This is a genomic window from Streptomyces sp. NPDC015345 (assembly GCF_043078805.1).
Lineage (GTDB): Bacteria > Actinomycetota > Actinomycetes > Streptomycetales > Streptomycetaceae > Streptomyces.
Map to the genome: position 1 here is coordinate 467675 of NZ_JBIBTX010000004.1, position 20801 is coordinate 488475.

16 protein-coding genes are annotated in these 20801 nt (G+C 70.7%); 13 read left to right on the top strand and 3 right to left on the bottom strand.

Annotated features, from left to right (window positions below):
* Positions 1 to 362 precede the first annotated feature (362 nt).
* The 3 genes from ACF062_RS19325 to ACF062_RS19335 all read left to right on the top strand — a co-directional run bounded on the left by ACF062_RS19325 (position 363) and on the right by ACF062_RS19335 (position 6518).
* On the top strand, positions 363 to 1550 hold the full coding sequence (locus tag ACF062_RS19325) for an epoxide hydrolase family protein (RefSeq protein ID WP_392139617.1): 1188 nt from the start codon (positions 363 to 365) through the stop codon (positions 1548 to 1550).
* A 143-nt stretch (positions 1551 to 1693) separates the two neighbouring features.
* On the top strand, positions 1694 to 3958 hold the full coding sequence (locus ACF062_RS19330; protein WP_392139619.1) for an ATP-binding cassette domain-containing protein: 2265 nt from the start codon (positions 1694 to 1696) through the stop codon (positions 3956 to 3958).
* A 340-nt stretch (positions 3959 to 4298) separates the two neighbouring features.
* Positions 4299 to 6518, top strand: coding sequence for an MMPL family transporter (locus ACF062_RS19335; protein WP_392139621.1), 2220 nt, complete (start codon positions 4299 to 4301; stop codon positions 6516 to 6518).
* Positions 6519 to 6670: 152 nt separating this feature from the next.
* Here the strand turns inward: ACF062_RS19335 and ACF062_RS19340 are convergent, their stop codons facing one another.
* Entirely contained in the window at positions 6671 to 7093 is a 423-nt protein-coding gene (locus tag ACF062_RS19340; RefSeq protein WP_223772774.1) for a helix-turn-helix domain-containing protein, read from the bottom strand.
* Between the two features lie 105 nt (positions 7094 to 7198).
* Between ACF062_RS19340 and ACF062_RS19345 the strand changes: the two genes are divergently transcribed.
* The gene (locus ACF062_RS19345) at positions 7199 to 8017 is read left to right on the top strand and encodes an NAD(P)H-binding protein (protein WP_392139623.1); all 819 of its coding nucleotides are present in this window, start codon (positions 7199 to 7201) and stop codon (positions 8015 to 8017) included.
* A gap of 116 nt (positions 8018 to 8133) precedes the next feature.
* Here ACF062_RS19345 and ACF062_RS19350 read toward each other — a convergent pair whose 3' ends face one another.
* Positions 8134 to 9144, bottom strand: coding sequence for a hydroxyacid dehydrogenase (locus tag ACF062_RS19350; RefSeq protein ID WP_392139625.1), 1011 nt, complete (start codon positions 9142 to 9144; stop codon positions 8134 to 8136).
* Between the two features lie 504 nt (positions 9145 to 9648).
* Here ACF062_RS19350 and ACF062_RS19355 point away from each other — a divergent pair.
* From ACF062_RS19355 to ACF062_RS19385, 7 genes are all read left to right on the top strand, one after another.
* Positions 9649 to 10977 carry an extracellular solute-binding protein gene (locus tag ACF062_RS19355; RefSeq protein ID WP_392139627.1) on the top strand — a complete coding sequence of 443 codons (1329 nt, stop codon included), beginning with the start codon at positions 9649 to 9651 and terminating at the stop codon, positions 10975 to 10977.
* A complete protein-coding gene (locus tag ACF062_RS19360) occupies positions 10974 to 11945 on the top strand; it encodes a carbohydrate ABC transporter permease (RefSeq protein ID WP_392139629.1) in 972 nt (323 codons plus the stop codon). Before ACF062_RS19355 ends, ACF062_RS19360 begins: the two co-directional genes overlap by 4 nt.
* Complete coding sequence (locus ACF062_RS19365; protein WP_223772769.1) at positions 11942 to 12808, top strand: carbohydrate ABC transporter permease; 867 nt, start codon at positions 11942 to 11944, stop codon at positions 12806 to 12808. Before ACF062_RS19360 ends, ACF062_RS19365 begins: the two co-directional genes overlap by 4 nt.
* Before the next feature lie 56 nt (positions 12809 to 12864).
* Positions 12865 to 14154, top strand: a complete 1290-nt coding sequence (locus ACF062_RS19370) for an alpha-L-fucosidase (RefSeq protein ID WP_392139631.1) — start codon at positions 12865 to 12867, stop codon at positions 14152 to 14154.
* A 49-nt stretch (positions 14155 to 14203) separates the two neighbouring features.
* Complete coding sequence (locus tag ACF062_RS19375; protein WP_392139633.1) at positions 14204 to 15646, top strand: chondroitinase-B domain-containing protein; 1443 nt, start codon at positions 14204 to 14206, stop codon at positions 15644 to 15646.
* A 435-nt stretch (positions 15647 to 16081) separates the two neighbouring features.
* Positions 16082 to 16732: an SGNH/GDSL hydrolase family protein gene (locus ACF062_RS19380; RefSeq protein WP_392139635.1), complete on the top strand. Its 651-nt coding sequence runs from the start codon at positions 16082 to 16084 to the stop codon at positions 16730 to 16732.
* A gap of 81 nt (positions 16733 to 16813) precedes the next feature.
* Entirely contained in the window at positions 16814 to 17662 is an 849-nt protein-coding gene (locus ACF062_RS19385) for an N-acetylmuramoyl-L-alanine amidase (RefSeq protein WP_392139637.1), read from the top strand.
* Between the two features lie 18 nt (positions 17663 to 17680).
* Here ACF062_RS19385 and ACF062_RS19390 read toward each other — a convergent pair whose 3' ends face one another.
* Positions 17681 to 18667 carry a LacI family DNA-binding transcriptional regulator gene (locus tag ACF062_RS19390; protein ID WP_392139639.1) on the bottom strand — a complete coding sequence of 329 codons (987 nt, stop codon included), beginning with the start codon at positions 18665 to 18667 and terminating at the stop codon, positions 17681 to 17683.
* Between the two features lie 263 nt (positions 18668 to 18930).
* On the opposite strand from ACF062_RS19390, the gene ACF062_RS19395 reads away from it, so the two are divergent.
* Together ACF062_RS19395 and ACF062_RS19400 are read left to right on the top strand one after the other, a co-directional pair.
* Entirely contained in the window at positions 18931 to 19857 is a 927-nt protein-coding gene (locus ACF062_RS19395) for a carbohydrate ABC transporter permease (protein WP_392139641.1), read from the top strand.
* Positions 19858 to 19861: 4 nt separating this feature from the next.
* On the top strand, positions 19862 to 20800 hold the full coding sequence (locus tag ACF062_RS19400) for a carbohydrate ABC transporter permease (protein ID WP_392139643.1): 939 nt from the start codon (positions 19862 to 19864) through the stop codon (positions 20798 to 20800).
* Position 20801: the final 1 nt, after the last annotated feature.

Below are 20801 nucleotides of genomic sequence, written 5' to 3' on the forward strand. Positions count from 1 at the left end.
GTGGCGGGCAGGCGACGGCCGGGCCAGGGACCACCGGACGCACCCCGCCCCGACCTCGGCCTTAAGACCTCCGGACGACCCGCCTCGCCCTCTCCGTCCCCCGCGCCCGCGCGCGTCAATTGCCGGATGACGTACGCCAGTACGTGTGTATAGTCACCGGTGACGCACGCGTCCCGCCGGGACGCGCCACGACGCGAGACCCAGGAGGTGAGCCCGATGACCACGCAGCACTCTTGCCGGGCCCTCCTGACCGCAGTCCGCGCCTGACGCCTGTTCCTCCCGAACACCGACAGACCGCGCCGCCCAGGAGCAACCGCGCCCACCGCGATCGAACACTCCTGAGCGAAGGAACCGAAACACCCGTGAACACCACGTCTTTGCAGGCCCCTGTCCGAGACTTCCGGGTCAGCGTCTCCGACGACGTCCTGGACGACCTGCGCACCCGTCTTCGACGCACCCTCTTCACCACGGCCACCGACCCGACATACTGGGCGGCGGGCACCGACCCGGACTACCTGCGCGACCTCGTCGCCCACTGGGCGGACGGCTTCGACTGGCGTGCCGCGGAAGCCGCGCTCAACGCCCACCCGCACCACATCGCCGAAGTCGCGGGCACCTCCGTCCACTTCGTGCACCTGCGCGCGGCGCGCACCGACGGCGGCCCCGCCCCGCTGCCGCTGATCCTCACCCACGGCTGGCCGAGCAGCTACGTCGAGATGCTGGACCTCGCCCGGCGGCTCGCCGACCCCGGCGGTCACGGCGGCGACCCCGCCGACGCCTTCGACGTGGTCGTGCCCTCGCTGCCCGGCTTCCTCCACTCCGGGCCGCCCCCGGGGACGTTCACCCGCGAGGGCGTCGCCGGGATCTGGCACGCACTGATGACCGAGGCCCTCGGCTACCGGCGCTTCGGTGCCTTCGGCGGCGACATTGGGGGAGGGGTGACACAGTGGCTGGGCGCCCGCTTCCCCGGGGAGGTCGCCGGCGTGCACATCACCTCCGCGGTGGTCTCCGCCGACTTCGACGCGGACCCGCCGACCGCCGAGGAGCAGGCCTACCTCGACCACCTCGCCGCGTACGACCTCGACGACCAGGGTTACAGCGAGATCATGTGCACCCGGCCCGACACGATCGCCGCCGCGCTGCGGGACTCCCCGGCGGGCCTGCTCGCCTGGATCATCGACAAGTACCGCGACTGGAGCGACTGCGACGGCGACCTGGAGGCCCGATGGGACAGGGACACCCTGCTCACGGTCGCCACCCTCTACTGGGCCACCGGCAGCATCGGCTCGTCCTTCCGGCAGTACTACGACTACGTACGGCACAACAAGCCGGTGCCGCCCGTCTCCGTCCCCGGCGCCGTCACCCTCAGCCATGAACCGGCCAACCTGAACTACCCCAAGAGCCTCGCCGAGCGCGTCTTCACCGATCTGCGCCACTGGAGCACCCCGCGCAACGGGGGCCACTTCATGGCGTACGAGGAGCCCGAGCAGGTCGCGCGTGAACTTCGGGAGTTCTTCCGCCCGTTGAGGACGGCCGGCGCCAAGGGCTGACCTCGGCGGAGTCGAGCCCAGCGCCCCCGTGGTCACCGGCCGCGGGGGCGTTCGCGTTCCGAAAGAGACCCGCACTCTTACTGGGTACGGTGTACGCTTTTGCTGTCTCCCTCTCCCTCTCCGTCCTTGCCAAGGAGTGCTCAGTGAAGACCAGCCCCGCCGACAGCCACAACGTCATCCAGGTCCGCGGAGCCCGCGAGAACAATCTGCGGGACGTCTCCGTCGACCTCCCCAAACGGCGGCTCACCGTCTTCACCGGGGTCTCCGGCTCCGGAAAGTCCTCGCTGGTCTTCGGCACCATCGCCGCCGAGTCGCAGCGCCTGATCAACGAGACGTACACGGCGTTCATCCAGTCCTTCATGCCGAGCCTCGGCCGCCCCGACGTCGACGCGCTGCGCAATCTCAGCGCGGCGATCGTCGTCGACCAGGAGCGGATGGGCGCCAACTCACGGTCCACCGTGGGCACCGCCACGGACGCGTACACGATGCTGCGGATCATCTTCAGCCGCCTGGGCGTCCCCCACATAGGCACCTCGGGCGCCTTCAGCTTCAATCTGCCCGAAGGCATGTGCCCCGAGTGCGAGGGCACCGGCGAGGTCTCCACGGTCGACGTCGATCAGCTCCTGGACCGCGAACTCTCGCTGAACGAGGGCGCGATCACCGTCCCGTACTACGCCGTCGACTCCTGGAGCTGGCAGATCCTGGTCAACTCGGGCTTCTACGACCCCGACAAGAAGCTCAAGGACTTCACCGAACAGGAGTGGGCCGACCTCCTCCACAAGGAGCCGGTCAAGGTGAAGGCGGGCTCCAACGGCTTCACGTACGAAGGCCTCGTCACCAAGATGCAGCGGACCTGGCTCGCCAAGGACCGCGACTCCTTGCAGCCCCACATCAAGGCCTTCGTCGACCGCGCCGTCGTCTTCGCCCGCTGCGCCGTCTGCGAGGGCACCCGCCTCTCCGCCGCCGCGCTCTCCTCGAAGATCGACGGGCTCAACATCGCCGAGTGCTCGTCGATGCAGATCAGCGACCTGGCCACATTCGTGCGCGGGCTCGACGATCCCGGTGTCGCGCCCCTCATCGCCGGGCTGAGCGAGCTTCTGGAGTCGCTGACCGAGATCGGGCTCGGCTATCTCAGCCTCGACCGCACCTCGGGCTCGCTCTCCGGCGGCGAGGCGCAGCGGGTCAAGATGGTCCGCCACCTCGGCTCCAGCATCACCGACGTGACGTACGTCTTCGACGAACCGACCATCGGTCTGCACCCGCACGACATCCGCCGCATGAACGACCTGCTCCTGCGGCTGCGCGACAAGGGCAACACGGTGCTGGTGGTCGAGCACAAGCCCGAGGTCATCGAGATCGCCGACCACGTCGTGGACCTCGGCCCCGGCGCCGGCGAGGCGGGCGGCGAGATCTGTTACAGCGGCGACGTGGCGGGCCTGCGCGCGTCCGGCACCCTCACCGGACGCCACCTGGGCCACCGTGCCCGGCTGCGCGAGACCGTACGCACCCCCAAGGGGCGGCTCTCCATCGTGGGCGCCGACCTGCACAACCTCAAGGACGTCGAGGTCGACATCCCCCTCGGCGTGCTCACCGTCGTCACCGGCGTCGCGGGTTCCGGCAAGAGCTCCCTCATCCACGGCTACCTCTCGGGCCGCGAGGGCGTGGTCGTCGCCGACCAGTCGCCCATCCGCGGCTCGCGTCGCTCGAACCCGGCGACGTACACCGGACTCCTCGGCCCGATCCGCACCGCCTTCGCCAAGGCCAACGGCGTCAAGGCGGCACTGTTCAGCGCCAACTCCGAGGGCGCCTGCCCCAAGTGCAACGGCCTCGGGCTCCTCTACACCGACCTCGCGATGATGGCCGGGGTGGCGTCCGTGTGCGAGGAGTGCGACGGCAAGCGTTTCACCGCCGAGGTGCTCACCTACCGGCTGCGCGGCAAGAACATCAGCGAGGTCCTCGGGATGTCGGTCGCCGAGGCCCACGACTTCTTTCCCGCGGGGCAGGCCCACACCATCCTCGGCCGCCTCTCCGACGTCGGCCTCGGCTATCTGCGGCTCGGCCAGCCGCTCAACACGCTCTCCGGCGGCGAGCGTCAGCGGCTGAAACTCGCCATCCACATGGCAGAGAAGTCGTCTACATACATCCTCGACGAGCCGACCACCGGACTGCACCTGGCCGACGTCGACAAGCTCCTCGCCCTGCTCGACCGCCTGGTCGACGACGGGAACTCCGTGATCGTCATCGAGCACCACCAGGCGGTCATGGCACACGCCGACTGGCTCGTCGACCTGGGCCCCGGCGGCGGTCACGACGGCGGACGCGTGGTCTTCACCGGCACCCCGGCCGAACTCGTCATGCGGGGAGAGACCGTGACGGCGCGGCATCTCCGGGAGTACGTGGCCGGCTGACGCGGACGCGCGAGGCATCCGGGCCACCGGGCGAAACGGGACATCATGCAGGTACGCGGTGAAGGGGAGCCGAATGTTCCGCGCCAATGACGACGAAACTGTTGACACGTGACTGCACCCTGTGGCCTAGACGGGGCCCTCGGCTCTCCTCCCAGGGGATGACACTCCACCGCACGCAGTACAGCGACCGTGGGCCGATAGTCCGGCTCGCAGGCGGACTCCCGCCCCCGGATCGGCGGTGAGGATGGAGAGGCATCCTGCTGGACCCCCTGACGTGCGGTGATCGTGCGTAAGGAGGGTCGTTTCCTGCCTGCCCAACCCGACGGGAGTCCCTTTCGCCGTGGCTACGTTCCTGTACAAACTAGGCCGCCTCGCCTTCCGGCGACGCCGATATGTGGCGCTGCTCTGGGTGGCGCTCCTCGTCGGTGCGGGCGTCGCTGCCTCGACCGCTCCCGCACCGCCCGAGGATTCCTTCTCCATGCCGGGGACCGAGTCGCAGAAGGCCTTCGACGTCCTGGAGAAGCGCTTCCCCGACTCCGGCGCCGAAGGCGCGAGCGCCCGCGTCGTCATACGTGCCCCCAAGGGCGAGAAGGTCACCTCCGCCGACGCGAAGGCCGAGGTCGCCGAGATGGTCGCGGCCATCGGCAAGGGCTCGCAGGTGGCGGGCGTGGAAGACCCGTACAAGGCGAAGACCGTCAGCAAGGACGGCACCACGGCCTACACCTCGGTGACGTACAAGGTCCCCGCCCCCGAGCTCACGGACAAGTCGCGTGACGCCCTCACCAAGGCCACCGACCAGACCCGTGACGCCGGCCTGACCGTCGAGACCGGCGGCGACGCCGTCATGGCCGAGCAGGAGATGGGCGGCAGCGCCGAACTCATCGGCATCGCGATCTCCGCCGTCGTCCTGATCCTCACCTTCGGCTCGCTGGTCGCGGCGGGCATGCCGCTGCTCACCGCGATCATCGGCGTCGGCATCGGCACACTGAGCATCGGCGCGCTCGGCAGCGTCCTCGACCTCTCCGCCACGACCACCACGCTCGCGATGATGATCGGCCTCGCCGTCGGCATCGACTACGCCCTCTTCATCGTCTCCCGCTTCCGCGCGGAGATAGCCGAGGGCCGTACGCCGGAGGACGCGGCGGGCCGGGCCACCGGAACCGCGGGCTCCGCCGTGGTGTTCGCCGGGCTCACCGTCGTCGTCGCCCTCTCCGGCCTCGCCGTCGTCAACATCCCGATCCTCACCAAGATGGGCCTGGCCGCGGCGGGCACCGTGGTCGTCGCCGTCCTCATCGCGCTCACCATGATCCCCGCGCTGCTCGGCTTCGCCGGCCGCAAGGTGCTGCGCCGCAAGGACCGCAAGAAGTCCACCAGCGAACTCCAGGACCCGAACGCCAAGCCCAAGCTCGGCACCCGCTGGGCCCGCTTCGTGCTGCGCCGCCCGCTCGCCGTGCTGCTCGTCGCGGTCGTCGGCCTCGGTGCGGTGGCGGTCCCGGCCGCCAGCCTCGAACTCGGCCTGCCCGACGAGGGCACGGCCGCGCCGGACAGCACCCAGCGCAAGGCGTACGACATGCTGTCCGAGTCCTTCGGCGCGGGCTTCAACGGCCCGCTGATGGTCACCGTCAGCAAGGACTCCGGGGCCGCCGACGCCGCCAAGACCGTCGGCGATAAGCTCGCCGAGGTCGACGGCGTGGCCGCCGTGACGCCCCCCACGCCCAACAAGGCCGACAACACCGCGATCATGAACATCGTCCCCGAGACGGGGCCGAGCGATCACGAGACCGAGGAACTGGTCAAGTCGATCCGTTCCAGCGCCCAGGACATCGGGCCCGACACCGGCTCCGAGATCCTGGTCACCGGCCAGACCGCGATGACCATCGACTTCTCGCAGACCCTGGACGACGCGCTCCTGCCCTACCTGGGCCTGGTCGTCGGCCTCGCGTTCCTGCTCCTGATGCTGGTCTTCCGTTCGATCCTGGTCCCGCTCAAGGCCGCGCTCGGCTTCCTGCTCTCGGTGGCCGCCGCGCTCGGCGCAGTCGTCGCCGTCTTCCAGTGGGGCTGGCTCGCGGACATCGTGGGCGTCGACCAGCCGGGCCCGATCATGAGCATGATGCCGATCTTCATGATCGGCGTGGTCTTCGGTCTCGCGATGGACTACGAGGTCTTCCTCGTGACCCGGATGCGGGAGGCGTACGTCCATGGGGCGAGCCCCGGCGAGTCGGTCGTGACCGGCTTCACTCACGGCGGACGGGTCGTGGCCGCAGCCGCGATCATCATGATCAGCGTCTTCTCCGGCTTCATCATGGAGAACGACGACATGATCAAGATGATGGGCTTCGGTCTGGCCGTCGCGGTCCTGTTCGACGCGTTCGTCGTCCGCATGGCGATCGTCCCCGCCGTGCTCGCGCTGCTCGGCAAGTCCGCCTGGTGGCTGCCGCGCTGGCTGGACAAGGCGCTGCCGAACGTCGACGTGGAGGGCGAGAAGCTGCACAAGGTCCTCGGCGACACGGCCTCGCCCGAGGCGGAGACCGACCGGGAGCTTCAGCCTGTCGGCAGGTGACACGCGGCGGTTCGCGCCGAGCGGGCCGGCCGGGGCATCCCCTTCGGGGGAGCGTCCCGACCGGCCCGCTCGGTCGTTTTCGGGCCCGCACGGCCATTCCGGCAGGCACGGCCACGTCCGGCCGCACGGATTTCTCCCCGGCCTCGGCGCCGTCAGACGTCGTCCCCCTGCGCCGAGTCGTAGTCGGCGCGGGCGGCGGCGATGGCGGGCCGGTGGTCGATGGACCAGTCGGCGAGCGCCTTGACGAGGTGCGTGAAGCTGTGGCCCATCTCGGTCAGCTCGTACTCGACCTGGGGCGGGATCGTCGGGTACACGGTGCGCTTCACCAGGCCGTCACGCTCCAGGCGGCGCACCGTGACGGTGAGCATCCGCTGCGAGATGCCGCCGTGGATCCTGCGCTGCAACTCCTTGAACCGCAGGACCCCCGCGGCGAGTTCGACGACCACGTACACCGACCATTTGTCACCGAGCCGGTCGAGGACGTCCCTGACCCCGCACTCGTCCTGCGGCGTCTCGCAGGTGATCACCGGCTCCCCGGCCGCGGGAGTGGTTACCGCGGTGTGCCCTGCTGACATTCAAGTGCCTCCTTACGCGGCCGGGTTGCCACCGATGAAGATGGCCCCGAGCCGCTGACCAGCGGCTCCACCAAGAGGAACCACTCTCGACGGGGGAACCATCCCATGCTCATGATCACCGGCGCCACGGGCGCCCTCGGCAAGCTCGTCACCGCCCGCCTCGCCCGCGTCGCCGGCCGCGACGATCTCGTCGTCGGTACCCGGGCCCCGGCGCCCGGCGAGCGCCGCATCGACTTCGACGACCCGGCGTCCCTGGACTTCTCCGGTGTCGGCACTCTCCTGATGATCTCCGCGGGGGCTGCCGAGGACGACGTCGTCATCGCCCGTCACGACGCCGCGATATCCGCCGCCGAGAAGGCGGGCGTGCGCCACCTCGTCTACACCAGCCTCAGCGGCGACGGCGACCACCTCACCTATGCGCTGGCCCACCGCTGGACCGAACGCAGACTGCGCGCCTCCTCGCTGGAGTGGACGGTGCTGCGCAACGGCCTGTACGCGGAGTTCCTCGCCGCCGTCGCCGCGCCCGGCCCCGACGGTACGATCGCCGCGCCGCTGGGGAGCGGCCGTCTGGCCGCCGTGGCCCGTGAGGACCTCGCGGAGATCGCGGCACGCGTCGCGCTCGCCTCCGCCGAGCATGTGGGCCGTACCTATGAACTGGTCGGCGAACGCGCCTTGGGCGGCGCCGACTTGGCCGCGGCCCTCGGCGGCTCCTACGAACCGGACACCCTGGCCGCCACCCGCACCGCCGTCATCGAGGCGGGCCAGGCCCTGCCCTTCCAGGTGCCGATGCTGCTGAGCACGTACGCGGCGATCACCGCGGGCTTCCTGGACGGCACATCGATCGGCCGCAACGACCTGCGCCCCCTGCTCGGCCGCGAGCCGCGCCCGGCGATCGAGGCGTATGTGAGGGCGGTACGGGGTTGAGGTTGGGGTGCGGTTTGGTCGGCTGGGGGGTGGTGTGTTGGGAGTGAGGGTGGAGCCGGGGCCATCCGCCCAGGGGCGTAAGCGCGGGGCCGGGGACGGGGCCGACCCCCGGGCCCTCACGCCAAGGACGCCGCGCGGCCCGGATCGATGGCGTGCTGGAGGGGGCGGCCCCTCAGGAAACGTTCCAGCTCGTCGCGTACGAGGTGTCCGAGGCGGTGGCGTTCGGCGCCCAGGGCGCCGGCCACGTGGGGGGTCAGGACGACGTTGGGGAGCGTGAACAGTGGTGAATCGGGCGCCGGTGGCTCCGGGTGCGTGACATCCAGGACGGCGGTGAGGTCCTGCCTGGCCCGCAGGACCTCCGCCAGCGCCTCCTCGTCGATGAGCGCGCCCCGGGCCGTGTTGACCAGCGTCGCGCCCGGCGCCAGGGAGTTCAGCAGCCGCGCCCCGACCGCGCCGCGGGTCTCCGGCAGGAGCGGCGCGTGGAGGCTGACCACGTGGGAGGTGGCGAAGAGCTCCTCGATGCCGACGAGTCGTACGCCCATCTCCCGGGCGGTGTCCGCGCCGGTGAGGGGGTCGGTGGCGAGGACCTCGACGTCGAAGCGGCCGAGGTGCGCCGCGACGAGCCGCCCGATGTGGCCGAGCCCCAGCAGCCCCACGCGTGAGCGGTAGGCGCCCGGGACCTCGACGTCGCGCGGGAACCGGCGGCCGGCGGCCACCTCGCGGCTGACGCGGTGCACCTGCTTCAGCCCGAGGAGGATCTGCGCGAGAGCGAATTCCGCCACCGGGGTCGCGTTGGCCGCCGCCGCGGAGACGATCGGGATGCCGCGCGCCCAGAAGGCGGGCGTGGTCACGTGCCGTACGGAGCCCGCCGCGACGAGCACGGCGCGCAGCGCGGGCGCCCGGGCGAGGAAGGCCTCGTCGAGGACGGGGGCGCCCCAGCCGGTGAGCAGAATCTCGGCACGGCGCAGCGCCTCGGGGTGGTCGCCGAGTCGCTCCCGGGTGAGGGGCGGGCCCTGCCGGTCCACGAGCCGGTCGATGCCGACGAGCACCTCGGGCGGATAGACGTCCGGCCTGCGTGCCTCCTCCATGACGAGCAGTGCGGTGGCTCGGGGTGCCGTCTCGGCCATGTCGATGCCTCTCCTCGGCTGCTGTGCTGACACCGCTGACGCCCTGTCAGCGGTATGGCCCGCGGCCGGGCGGCCGATCGGGTGTGTGCGGAAAAGTCCGGCTGGGTGTCGAAGCTTGGCGCGGCCTGTCCGAAATTTCGGACGAACCATCCGTAGTGGACCATACATCGGATGTCTGAAAAAGCCGCAGGGGGTGGGGAGTTGCCGTCGACGGATCATGGCCCGGCGGGGCGGCGGCATCGTACGCGATCCACGTGAACACGGGCGATCACTGCCCTGTGCAGCCAGAATCGGGCCGAGGGCGGGCAGGTCACGCGTGTCGGCGTCCCCTCGGCGGGTGCGGCACGTGGGGGAGGGGTGCACAGGGAAGTGTGTGTCGGCCCTTCGGGGGCGCCGGGAAAATTTTGTATTCATCGGAGTATTGACCCTGGGATTTGCAGCCCGTTACCGTCCCCGGCAAGCGCTTACTAGAGCCAACCGTGATGCGGCGAAACGGGAGTTGTGATGCGGAGATCGCGGTGGATCGGTGCGGGTTTCCTCGCATCGGCACTGATCCTCACCAGCTGTACATCAGGCCCCGCGGGAGCGGACGTCGAGCAGGACTCCAAGGCGACGCTCCAGTTGTGGACCAGGACCACCCCCGGCGGCCCGGGGGAGAAGGGCACACTCGCGCTCGCCGCCGCCTTCGAGAAGGCCACCGGCCACAAGGTCGAGGTCACCGCCATCTTCGACGACTTCGAGACGAAGCTTCAGCAGCGGGCCGCGCAGCGGGACCTCCCCGACATCGTCATGAACGACGTGACCCAACTCGGCGCCATGCACGAGCAGGGCCTGCTCCGCGAGATCGACCTCGACAAGATCAAGCACAGTAAGCAGCTCATCGCCCAGGGGCTCGGCTCCGGAAAAAGCCTGGACGGCAAGCAGTTCGGCCTGCCCTACTCGGCGCAGGCCACCGCGCTGCTCATCCGCAAGGACTGGCGGGAGAAGCTGAAGCTCGACACCCCCCGGAACTGGGACGACTTCACGGCGATGGCCGAGGCCTTCACCACCGGGGACCCCGACGGCGACGGCAAGAAGAACACCTTCGGCCTCGCCGCCCCGCTCTCCACCAAACGCGGCTACGCCTCCTGGTACTTCTCCAACTTCCTCTGGGCCGCGGGCGGCGACTTCATCACCGAGGCCGGGCACGGCACGTACGAGCCCGCCATGACCACCGAGAAGTCGGTGAAGGCCGTGCAGTGGTTCCGCGACCTCGGCTGCGAGGACAAGGCCATCCAGCCGGGCGCGGTCACCATGGACACCCCGCCCACCAACGAGACCTTCGAGTCGGGACGCACCGGCATGTTCGCCGTCGGCCCCTACCTGCTGCCCCGCTTCGACGAGGTGCTCGGCAAGGACAAGTACGAGGTCGTCCCGATGCCCAAGGGCCCGAAGGACGCGACCGTGCTCGCCGAGGGCGGCACGATCTACCTGATGGCGGGCTCCGAGAACCAGGCGGGCCAGGACGCCTTCGCCGACTTCGCCGTCTCCGCCGAGGGCCAGCGGACCGGGATGCGCGGAGAGACGGGCTTCACCGTGCAACTGCCCGTCAACAAGACGGTCGACATCTCCGAGGTCCGCCCCGACCCCCGCTGGAAGACCTACGCCGAGGTCTACCGCTCCTCCGGACGCTACGCCCCCTCCATCCCGAACTGGTCCGCCGTGCGGCAGACCACCGCGGAGACCGTCAACGCGCTGATGGCCGACTGCGACCTGGACACCCGCGGCGAACTCCGCGACCTCGACAAGAAGCTCGCCGACATCCTCGAGGAACAGGGAATCGCCGCGTCATGAGCCTCGACCAGGTGAAGCGGGCCCCGCTCCCCGAGCGGCGCGCCCACCGCGCCGCGGGATGCGGGGCCGACGGGGCCGCGGCAGGCCACCGCGGACGCGACCGTCGGGCGGGCCGGTGGTGGACGCCCTGGCTGTTCCTGGCACCGGCGCTGCTCCTCTTCCTGTACTTCAAGTTCATCCCCATGGCCAACGCGCTGACCATGTCCTTCCAGGAGGTCCAGCCCTACCTCGGGAACCGGTGGGTCGGCACCGAGAACTACGCCACCGTCCTCGGCTCCGACGGCTTCCGCGACGCCGCCTGGCACACGGTCGTCCTCGCCGCCGGGCAGACCGCCGGCTCCATGCTCCTCGGCCTGGCGCTCGCCCTGCTCATGGAGGGCCGGGGCCGCCGCCTGGGATTCGTGCGCTCCGCCGCGTTCCTGCCGGTCGTCGTGCCCATCGCCGTCGTCGCCGAACTGTGGCGCATCATGTACCACCCGACCGAGGACGGCATGGTCAACTCCCTCCTCGGACTGGTGGGATTCGGCCCCTCGGGGTTCATCAACGACCCCGACTCCTCGCTCGTCTCCATCATGGTCACCGGCATCTGGCGGGGCGCCCCCTACGACATGATGATCTTCCTCGCCGGGCTCGCGAGTGTGGACCGGGGGCTGTACGAGGCAGCGAAGGTCGACGGCGCCTCCCGGTTCCAGCGCGTGCGGCACGTGACGGTGCCCGGGCTGCGGTCGGTGTTCTCGATCCTCTTCATCCTCGCCGCGATCCGCGGACTACGGGTCTTCACCGAGGTGTTCCTGCTCACCAACGGCGGCCCCGACGGCTCCACCGAGGTCGTGATGACCCTGATCTACAAGCTGGGCCTCGAACAGAACCGGCTCGGCGTCGGAGCGGCGGGAGCCGTCCTGCTGTTCCTCATGACGCTGTTCCTCACGATCGTCGTCCACCTGGTGCGACGCAGGGAGAACAAATGAACGCCCCCACCGAGACCGCGCTCGGCCTGACCGAGAGCAGGAGCCCCGGCGGGCGGCTCCTGAAGGCCCTCACGTACCTGCTGGTCCTCGTCGTCTTCGCCGGACCACTGCTCGCCCTGCTGGTCAGCGCCTTCAGCAAGGTCAAGGACCCCACCCAACTGAGCGTCATCCCCTCGGCCGCGACCCTGGACAACTTCAGGATCGCCTTCGACCAGGGCGTGCTCGCGTACCTGCTGAACTCCTTCTTCGTCGTCGGCTTCGGCCTGCTCCTCCAGGTGGCCGTCTCCGTCCTGGCCGGTTACGCGCTGGCCCGCAAGGTCTTCCCCGGGATGACGCTGGTCCTCGTCGCGATCCTGGCGACCCTGATGCTGCCCGAGGAAATCCTCGCCCTCCCGCTGTCCCTGATCCTCGCCGATCTGCCGGTCGTCCACTTCAACCTCATCGGCACCCTCGCCGGCATGATCGTCCCCCTCGGCGCCTGGGGGTTCTCCATCCTGGTGATGACCGAGTTCATGAAGGACGTGCCCAAGGAACTCGAGGAGGCCGCCCGCATCGACGGCGCCGGTGACCTGCGTATCTTCGCCCAGATCATCCTGCCGATGTGCAAGCCGGCGCTGGGCGTCATCGGGGTCTTCGGCTTCACGATGATCTGGGACCAGTACCTGCTGCCGCTCCTCGTCGCCACCGACTCCTCGTCCTACACCCTGCCGCTGGCGCTGCGCACCCTGCGCATCGACCCCGACGTCACCCCGGGCGTGGTCCTCGCGGCCTCTCTGCTGGCACTGCTCCCCTCCGTGATCGTCTTCCTCTTCTTCCAGCGCTCCTTCGTGCACGGCCTGTCGTCCGGCGCCCTCAAGGGCTGAACGCGGCACGGCCGTACGAGATCCATGCGGCGCCACCTCGAAAGGATCCCCCTCCCGTGACGCAGAGCGCTGACACGACCTGGTTCACCCACGACCGGTTCGGGATGTTCGTCCACTGGGGCCTGTACTCCCTCGCCGCCCGCCACGAGTGGGTCAAGAACCGCGAGAAGCTCACCGACGAGCAGTACCAGGTCTACTTCGATCACTTCGACCCCGACCGCTATGACCCGGTCCGTTGGGCGAGGACCGCCAAGGCCGCCGGCATGCGGTACGTCGTACTGACCACCAAACACCACGACGGCTTCTGCCTCTGGGACAGCGACCTCACCGACTACAAGGCGACCAACACGCCCTGCGGCCGCGACCTCGTCGCGCCCTTCGTCGAGGCGTGCCGCGCCGAGGGACTCAAGGTCGGCTTCTACTACTCCCTCATCGACTGGCACCACCCCTCCTTCCCCGTGGACGGCACCCACCCGCAGCGCGACGACGAGGAGTTCAAGGCCGCCGCCGCGGACCGGGACATCCGCGACTACCGGCGCTATCTGCACGGCCAGGTAAGGGAGTTGCTGACGCGCTTCGGACGCGTCGACTACCTCTTCTTCGACTTCTCCTACGCCGGACGCCACTGGTGGGGCGGCAAGGGCGCCGACGACTGGGACGCGCCGACGCTGCTGGAGACGGTCCGCGGACTCCAGCCGCACATCCTCGTCAACGACCGCACCGGCCTCCCCGGCGACTTCATCACCCCCGAGCAGTACCAGCCCGCCGGCCCGATGTACGACGGCGAGGGCCGGCCCGTGGTCTGGGAGGCGTGCCAGACGCTCAACGGAAGCTGGGGCTACGACCGCGACAACCTCGACCACAAGAGCGCCGACCTGTTGATCCGCATGCTCGTCGACGGCGTCTCCAAGGGCGGCAACCTCCTGCTCAACGTCGGCCCCACCGGCCGCGGCGACCTCGACCCGCGCGACGTCGCCGTCCTCGGCGAGCTGAGCCGGTGGACGGACCTGCACGAGCGGTCGATCCGAGGCTGCGGCCCCTCGTCCTTCACCGCCCCCGCCGACTGCCGCTACACCCGGCGCGGCGACCGGCTCTACCTCCACCTCTTCTCCTGGCCGCTGCGCCACCTTCACCTGCCGGGCCTCGCAGGCCGGGTGCGCTACGCCCAGCTCCTGAACGACGCGTCCGAGATCACCCGCGTCGAACTCGCCCCCGGCCGGCCCGCGCTCAACACCGAGTTGGGCGGCCAGCCCGCCGGAACGCTCACCCTCCAGCTCCCCGTCCGGCGTCCCGACACCCCCGTCCCCGTCATCGAGCTGTTCCTCGACACCCCGGCGGACAGCTGACGCCACGTACCGCCCCGACCCTCGAACCCCACCCCCCCCCGGAGGCATCATGCAACGCCGCACGTTCCTCACCGGCACGGCCCTCGGAGCGGCGCTCGCCGCCGTGCCGCTCGGCAGCATGCGCATGGCCGGCGCAGCGCAGAGCGAGCCGTCCGCCACGGCGACGGCCCGCTCCCTCAACGACCTCCAGAAGGCGATCGACGGCGCGGCACCCGGCGCGCGGATCGTCCTGGCCGACGGCACCTACACCGTGCCGCCCGGCAGCTCCGTCAAGGTCTCGGGCAAGAACGGCACCCAGGCCGCGCCCATCACCATCACCGCCGCGTCCCGAGGCGGCGTCGTGCTCCGCGGCGAGCGCGGCTTCGTCTTCGACAAGTCGAGCAACATCACCGTCACCGGCTTCTCGTTCCGCCAGAGCACGACCCTGGAGATCCCGGCGACCTGCTCGCGGATCCGCCTCACCCGCAACGACTTCCAGCTCGCCGACGTCGAGGGCCTGCACTGGGTGATGGTGCGCGCCGACGACACCAAGGTCGACCGCAACCACTTCCACGGCAAGAGCACGCTCGGCGTCTACCTCTGCGTCGAAGGCGCGGGCAGCACGGCCATGGCCCAGCGGGTGCACATCTTCAGGAACCACTTCTCCGACCACACCTTCGCCGGGGCCAACGGAGGAGAACCGATCCGGCTCGGCGTCAGCCCCCGGGCCCTGTCCGCCGCCCACGCCACCGTGGAGTACAACCTCTTCGAACGCTGCGACGGCGACCCCGAGGCCATTTCCGTGAAGTCCTCGGACAACACCGTCCGGTACAACACGATCCGCGACAGCGCCGGCGGCATCGTCCTGCGCCACGGCAACCGCACCCGTGTGGAGAGCAACTACCTGCTCGACGGCAAGGACGGCCTGCGCGTCTACGGCAACGACCACCTCATCGTCAACAACTACTTGGCGGGCCTGACCGGCCGGGCCCTGGTGATCGGCAGCGGCAGCACCCGTGACCACCACAGCGGCGAGAGCGCGGAGGAGCGGCGCGGCAACGACGCCTGCGACCGCGCGGTGATCGTCCACAACACCCTGGTGAGCAACGCCGAGACGCTCCTCGGCGAGTCCAGGACCTACGAGCCGCAGCAGGTCGTCGTCGCCGACAACCTGCTGGTGAGCGACTCCGGCAAGCTGGTCGACATGGGCGCGACCACCGGCTTCACCTGGCAGGGCAACATGCTCTGGGGCGCGGCGGCCGACGGGAACATCCCCGCGGGCGGCTACACCCGGCGCGACCCCGGGCTGCGCCAGGACGCCGACGGGATCTCCCGGCTGACGGCGGGCAGCCCGGCGATCGGCAAGGCGACGCTGACGAGTCCCGCCGTCACCGACGACATCGACGGCCACCCGCGCGGCAGCGCACGCGACATCGGCGCCGACGAGTACACGACGGCGGCACCGCTGCGCCGCCCCCTCACGGCGGCGGACGTGGGCCCGGACGCCTCATGAGCGCGGGCGCCCCGACGACGAGGAGACCGGGCCTGCCGTCACCTTCCGGAAACTGCCCGCCGCCGAGGTCGCGCGCCGCGCCGCGGAGGCCGGGCTCGACGTGATCGAGTGGGGCACCCGACGTCCACGCGCCCCCGGCGAGCGGCACGGCCTCGCCTGCTGCTCCTACGGGACGTACTTCCGTGCCGGTCCCGGTGACATGGCCGCATTCCCCGCGCTCGCCCGCACCGCGGTGCTCCTCGGAGAGCCGCGGGTGCGGGTGTGGGCGGGCGGCGTCCTCGCCCTGGAATCCCACACGGGCACCCTCACGGACACCACCACCTCCACGCTCCGGCTGCTGGACGAACGGCACCTGAACCCCGACGCGCTCCTGGAGTTCGTGCCGGACGACGAACCCGCCGTACAAGGAACAACCAAGGCACCAAGGAAGAGGACATGCACGTCACGGCAGCCGACAGACTCCTGTTCATCGGCGACTCCATCACCGACGCGGGCCGCGACCGCTCGGACGGCACCTCGCTCGGTGACGGCTACGTCGACCGGATCGCGCGAGCCCTGCGCGCCCGAGCGGGTGCCGCACCCGCCGCCGTCATCAACAAGGGCCTCAACGGCAACCGCGTATACGACCTCGAAGCCCGCTGGGCCACCGACGTCATCGCCCCGCGGCCCACCCTCGTCACGGTCAAGATCGGCATCAACGACACCTGGCGGCGCTACGACCGGGGACTGGCCAGCCCCGTCGCCCGGTTCGAGGCGTGCCTCGACAGCCTCCTCGCGTACACCGCGCAGAAGCTCGCCGCCCGCCTCGTCGTCATCACCCCCTTCCTGCTCCCGGCCACCCCGCACCAGCAGCGCTGGCACGAGGACCTGGCCCCCCGCACCGAAGCGGTCCTGCGCGCGGCGCGCGCCAACGCGGCGACGGTGGTGCGCGCGGACCTGGTCATGGCCCGCGCGGCCGAGAAGCACGGGGCGGCGGCGCTGGCCCCCGACGGGGTCCATCCGAGCGCGCTCGGGCACGAGCTGCTCGCCGGGGCGTGGCTCACCGCCGTGCTGCCCCCGGCCGACCGCCCCGCCGCCCCGGCGTGAGCCACCCGGGCCCGGTCGCCCATTCCCCCATGTGGCGTATCCCGAGGGGCACCCGCGCCGGTCCCGGGGGAGCGTCGTGCCATGCGTGCCTTCCCCGCATCCGCCGCGCACCGCGTCCCCGGCGCCGTGCGCGTCGTGCTGTGCTGGATACCGGGCACGGCGGCCCTCGGGCTCCTGCTGGCGTGCGCGGCGGGCATCGATCCCGCCGCGTCCGCCGCCTCGGCCGGTGACGGCGGGGCGTCCACGCCGACGGTCGTCTCCGGGTACCGTTCCGTGATGCCCGCCGCCGCGAACCCGGCGCGCCGGGCGGCCACGGAGTTCCGGGCGACGCGCCCCCGCATCGTGCCGCGCGAGGCCTGGCTGGCCCCCGGCACCCCCGAGCCGCCGCCCGCCCGCTACGCCGACCGGGTCGAGGCGCTCTTCGTCCACCACACCGACTCCCCGAACCGCTACGCCTGCGCCGACGCGCCGCGCATCATCCGCTCCCTGTACGCGGGGCAGGCCGGCGGCCGGAAGTGGGACGACATCGGCTACAACTTCCTGGTGGACCGCTGCGGCACGCTGTACGAAGGGCGCGCGGGCGGCGCCGAACGGCCGGTGGTGGGCGCGCACACGCAAGGGTTCAACCAGCGCTCGGCGGGCGTCGCGGCGATCGGCACCTTCACCGCGGGGACGCCGGTGCCGCGGGCCATGGCCGACGCCCTCGCGGCCCTGGCCGCCTGGAAGCTCGGCCTCGCGGGCATCGATCCGCGCGGCACCGCGCTGCTGGTCTCCACCCACAGCATGAGCCGGTTCCCCGAGGGCACCGACGCGGTCCTCCCGGCGGTCGCGGGCCACACGGACGGTTACCCCACGCACTGCCCCGGCGCCGCGCTGACCGCCCGGCTGCCCGCGATCAGGGAGGCGGCGGCCCGTCTCCAGGGACGCTAGGGCCTGTCCGGGGGCGCCCTATCCAGGGGGCGGCGCCGTACTGTCGCGCAGGACCAGCCGCGTGGGCACCAGCGTGGTGCCGCGCTCGGCCTCGCCCTGCCGGACCTGCCGCAGCACTCCTGCCACGCAGCGCCGCCCGACCTCGGCGAAGTCCTGGTGGACGGTGGTCAGGGGCGGCAGGAACGACCCCGACTCGGGGATGTCGTCGAAGCCGATCACGCTGACGTCGTCCGGCACCTTGCGACCCCGCTCGTGCAGGGCCCGCAGCAGACCGAGCGCCATCTGATCGTTGGCGGCGAACACCGCCGTGCAGTCGTCCCGTTCGGCGATCTGGAGGCCCGCGCGGTAGCCGGACTCCGCCGACCAGTCGCCCCGCACCGGCGGCGGTGCGAAGCGCCCCTCCTCGGCGAGCGCCGCCCGCCAGGCGTCGGCGCGGCGCTGCGCGGCGTACGACTCCTCGGGCCCCGCCAGGTGCCACACGGTGCGGTGGCCGAGGCCGAGCAAGTGCCGTACGGCGGCGCGGGTCCCGCCGGCCTGGTCGGTGTCGACCACGGTGTAGCGGTCACCGGCGTCCGAGTCCGCCACGACGACCTGCACGTGTGGCGGCAGGTCGATGGTCGCCGCGTCGAGCAGGTGCACCTCCATGATGACGATGACCGCGTCGACGGCGAGTTCACCGAGCCGGGAGAACGCGCCGCGGACCTCGTCCTGGGTGGGCACGGCGACCGGGAGCAGGGTGACGGCGTAGCCCTCCTCGGCCGCCGAGGTCGCGATCGCCTCCAGCGTGCGGACGTTCCCGGTGGTGGAGAGCGTGAAGGTGATGACGCCGATGGTGCGGAACTCGCCGCGTTTGAGGGCGCGGGCGGCGCTGTTGGGCCGGTACCCGAGCTTCTTCATGGCGGCGAGGACCTCGTGCCGGGTCTCCTCGGTCACGCCCGCGTAGCCGTTGGAGACGCGGGAGACGGTCTGGGAGGAGACGCCCGCGAGACGGGCGACATCCGCCATGGAAGCGCTCGTGCGCCGGCCGGTCCGGGCCCGGCCGCTCTCCCGCGCCCGTGCCGCACTCCGCGTCGAGGTGCTGTCCGCTGCTTCCACGCTCTCCCTTGACCCCCGTCAGCGGGGCGGTGTAGACATGCCGCCACCAGATGTTTACGTAAACATATCACTCCGCGTCCTACTCGGCTGTCCCCTTCGGAACGCGATGTTTACGCAAACATCGCGGTGGTGGGCTACGCCGGTTCCGAGATGGACGAGCGAGGAACGACGACATGACGACGCTTCAACCGCCGGTGGCCGCAGGACGGCGTCCGTCCCGGCCCCCCTCGCGGCGCTCCCGCCGCTCATGGACGGGATGGGGGTTCATCGGCCCCTTCGTGACCGTCTTCGCCCTGGTCTTCCTGGCGCCCCTCGCGTACTCCATCTATCTCAGCCTCTTCCGGGAGCAACTCATCGGCGGCACCACTTTCGTGGGCCTCGACAACTACCAACAGGCCCTGGGGGACGACCAGTTCTGGGCGGCCTTGGCGCGCGTCTCGCTCTTCCTCGCGGTCCAGGTGCCGATCATGCTCGGTATCGCCCTGCTGGTCGCCCTGGCCCTGGACAGCGGCCGCCTGTACGGCAAGGACTTCTTCAGGATCTCGGTCTTCCTGCCCTACGCGGTGCCGGCCGTGGTGGCTTCACTGATGTGGGGCTTCATGTACGGCAGCCGCTTCGGGCTCGTCGGCGACATCAACGCCGCCCTCGGTGTCTCCCTGCCCGACCCGCTCTCCCCGGGCCTGGTGCTCGCCTCGATCGGCAACATCGTCACCTGGGAGTTCGTCGGCTACAACATGCTGATCTTCTACTCCGCGCTCCGCGTCATCCCGCACTCCCTGTATGAGGCGGCACAGATCGACGGGGCCGGACAGTGGCGCGTCATAGCGGCGATCAAGCTGCCGGCGATCCGTGGCGCCCTGGTCATCGCCACCATCTTCTCGATCATCGGCAGCTTCCAGCTCTTCAACGAGCCCGCCATCCTCCAGAAGCTCGCGCCCAACGCGATCACGACCGACTACACCCCCAACTACTACACGTACTCGCTGTCCTTCTCCGGCCAGCAGCACAACTACTCCGCGACGGTCGCCATCGTCATGGGCCTGATCACCATGGTCGTCGCCTATGCCGTCCAGCTGCGCGGCATGCGCAAGGGAGCGTGAGCCCATGACCGGCCTGAGCACCACCCCCGTCTCCCGGCCCACGACGAAGCGGCCCGCCGTCGCCCCGCGGCTGCGCGTCCAGAGCCGCCGCGCGACGCGCCGCCCCAGGCGCAGTGTCCTGCTGACCGTCCTCACCGGTGCCGTGCTGCTCTACAGCCTCGTACCGCTCGTGTGGCTGCTGCTGAGCGCCACCAAGACACAAGAGGGCCTCGCCGGCTCGTTCGGGCTGTGGGTCGACGGGGACTTCGCGCTGTGGGACAACATCCGCGAGACCCTCACGTACCAGGACGGCGTCTTCCTCCGCTGGCTCCTCAACACCCTGCTGTACGTGGTACTGGGCGCCGGCGGCGCCACCTTCCTCGCGGTCCTGGGCGGGTACGCGCTCGCCAAGTTCGACTTCCCCGGCAGGCGCGGCGTGTTCGCGGTCGTCATCGGGGCGGTCGCGGTGCCCACCACGGCACTCGCGGTCCCGACGTTCCTCATGTTCAGCGAACTGGGCCTGACCGACACGCCCTGGGCGGTCATCGTGCCCTCCCTGATCTCGCCGTTCGGCCTCTACCTGATGTGGGTGTTCGCGACCGAGGCGGTCCCGAAGGAACTGATGGAGGCCGCCCGCATCGACGGCGCCGGCGAGCTGCGCACCTTCTTCCAGGTCGCCCTGCCGCTGCTCGCGCCCGGCACCGTCACCGTGCTTCTCTTCACCACCGTCGCGACCTGGAACAACTACTTCCTGCCGCTGATCATGCTGAAGGACCCCGACTGGTACCCGCTGACCCTCGGCCTCGACGCCTGGAACAAACAGGCGTCCACGGCCGGCGGCGAAGCCGTCTTCAACCTCGTCATCACCGGATCCCTGCTGACGATCGTGCCGCTGATCGCGGCCTTCCTGCTGCTCCAGAAGTACTGGCAGTCCGGGCTCGCCGCAGGAAGCGTCAAGGAGTAGT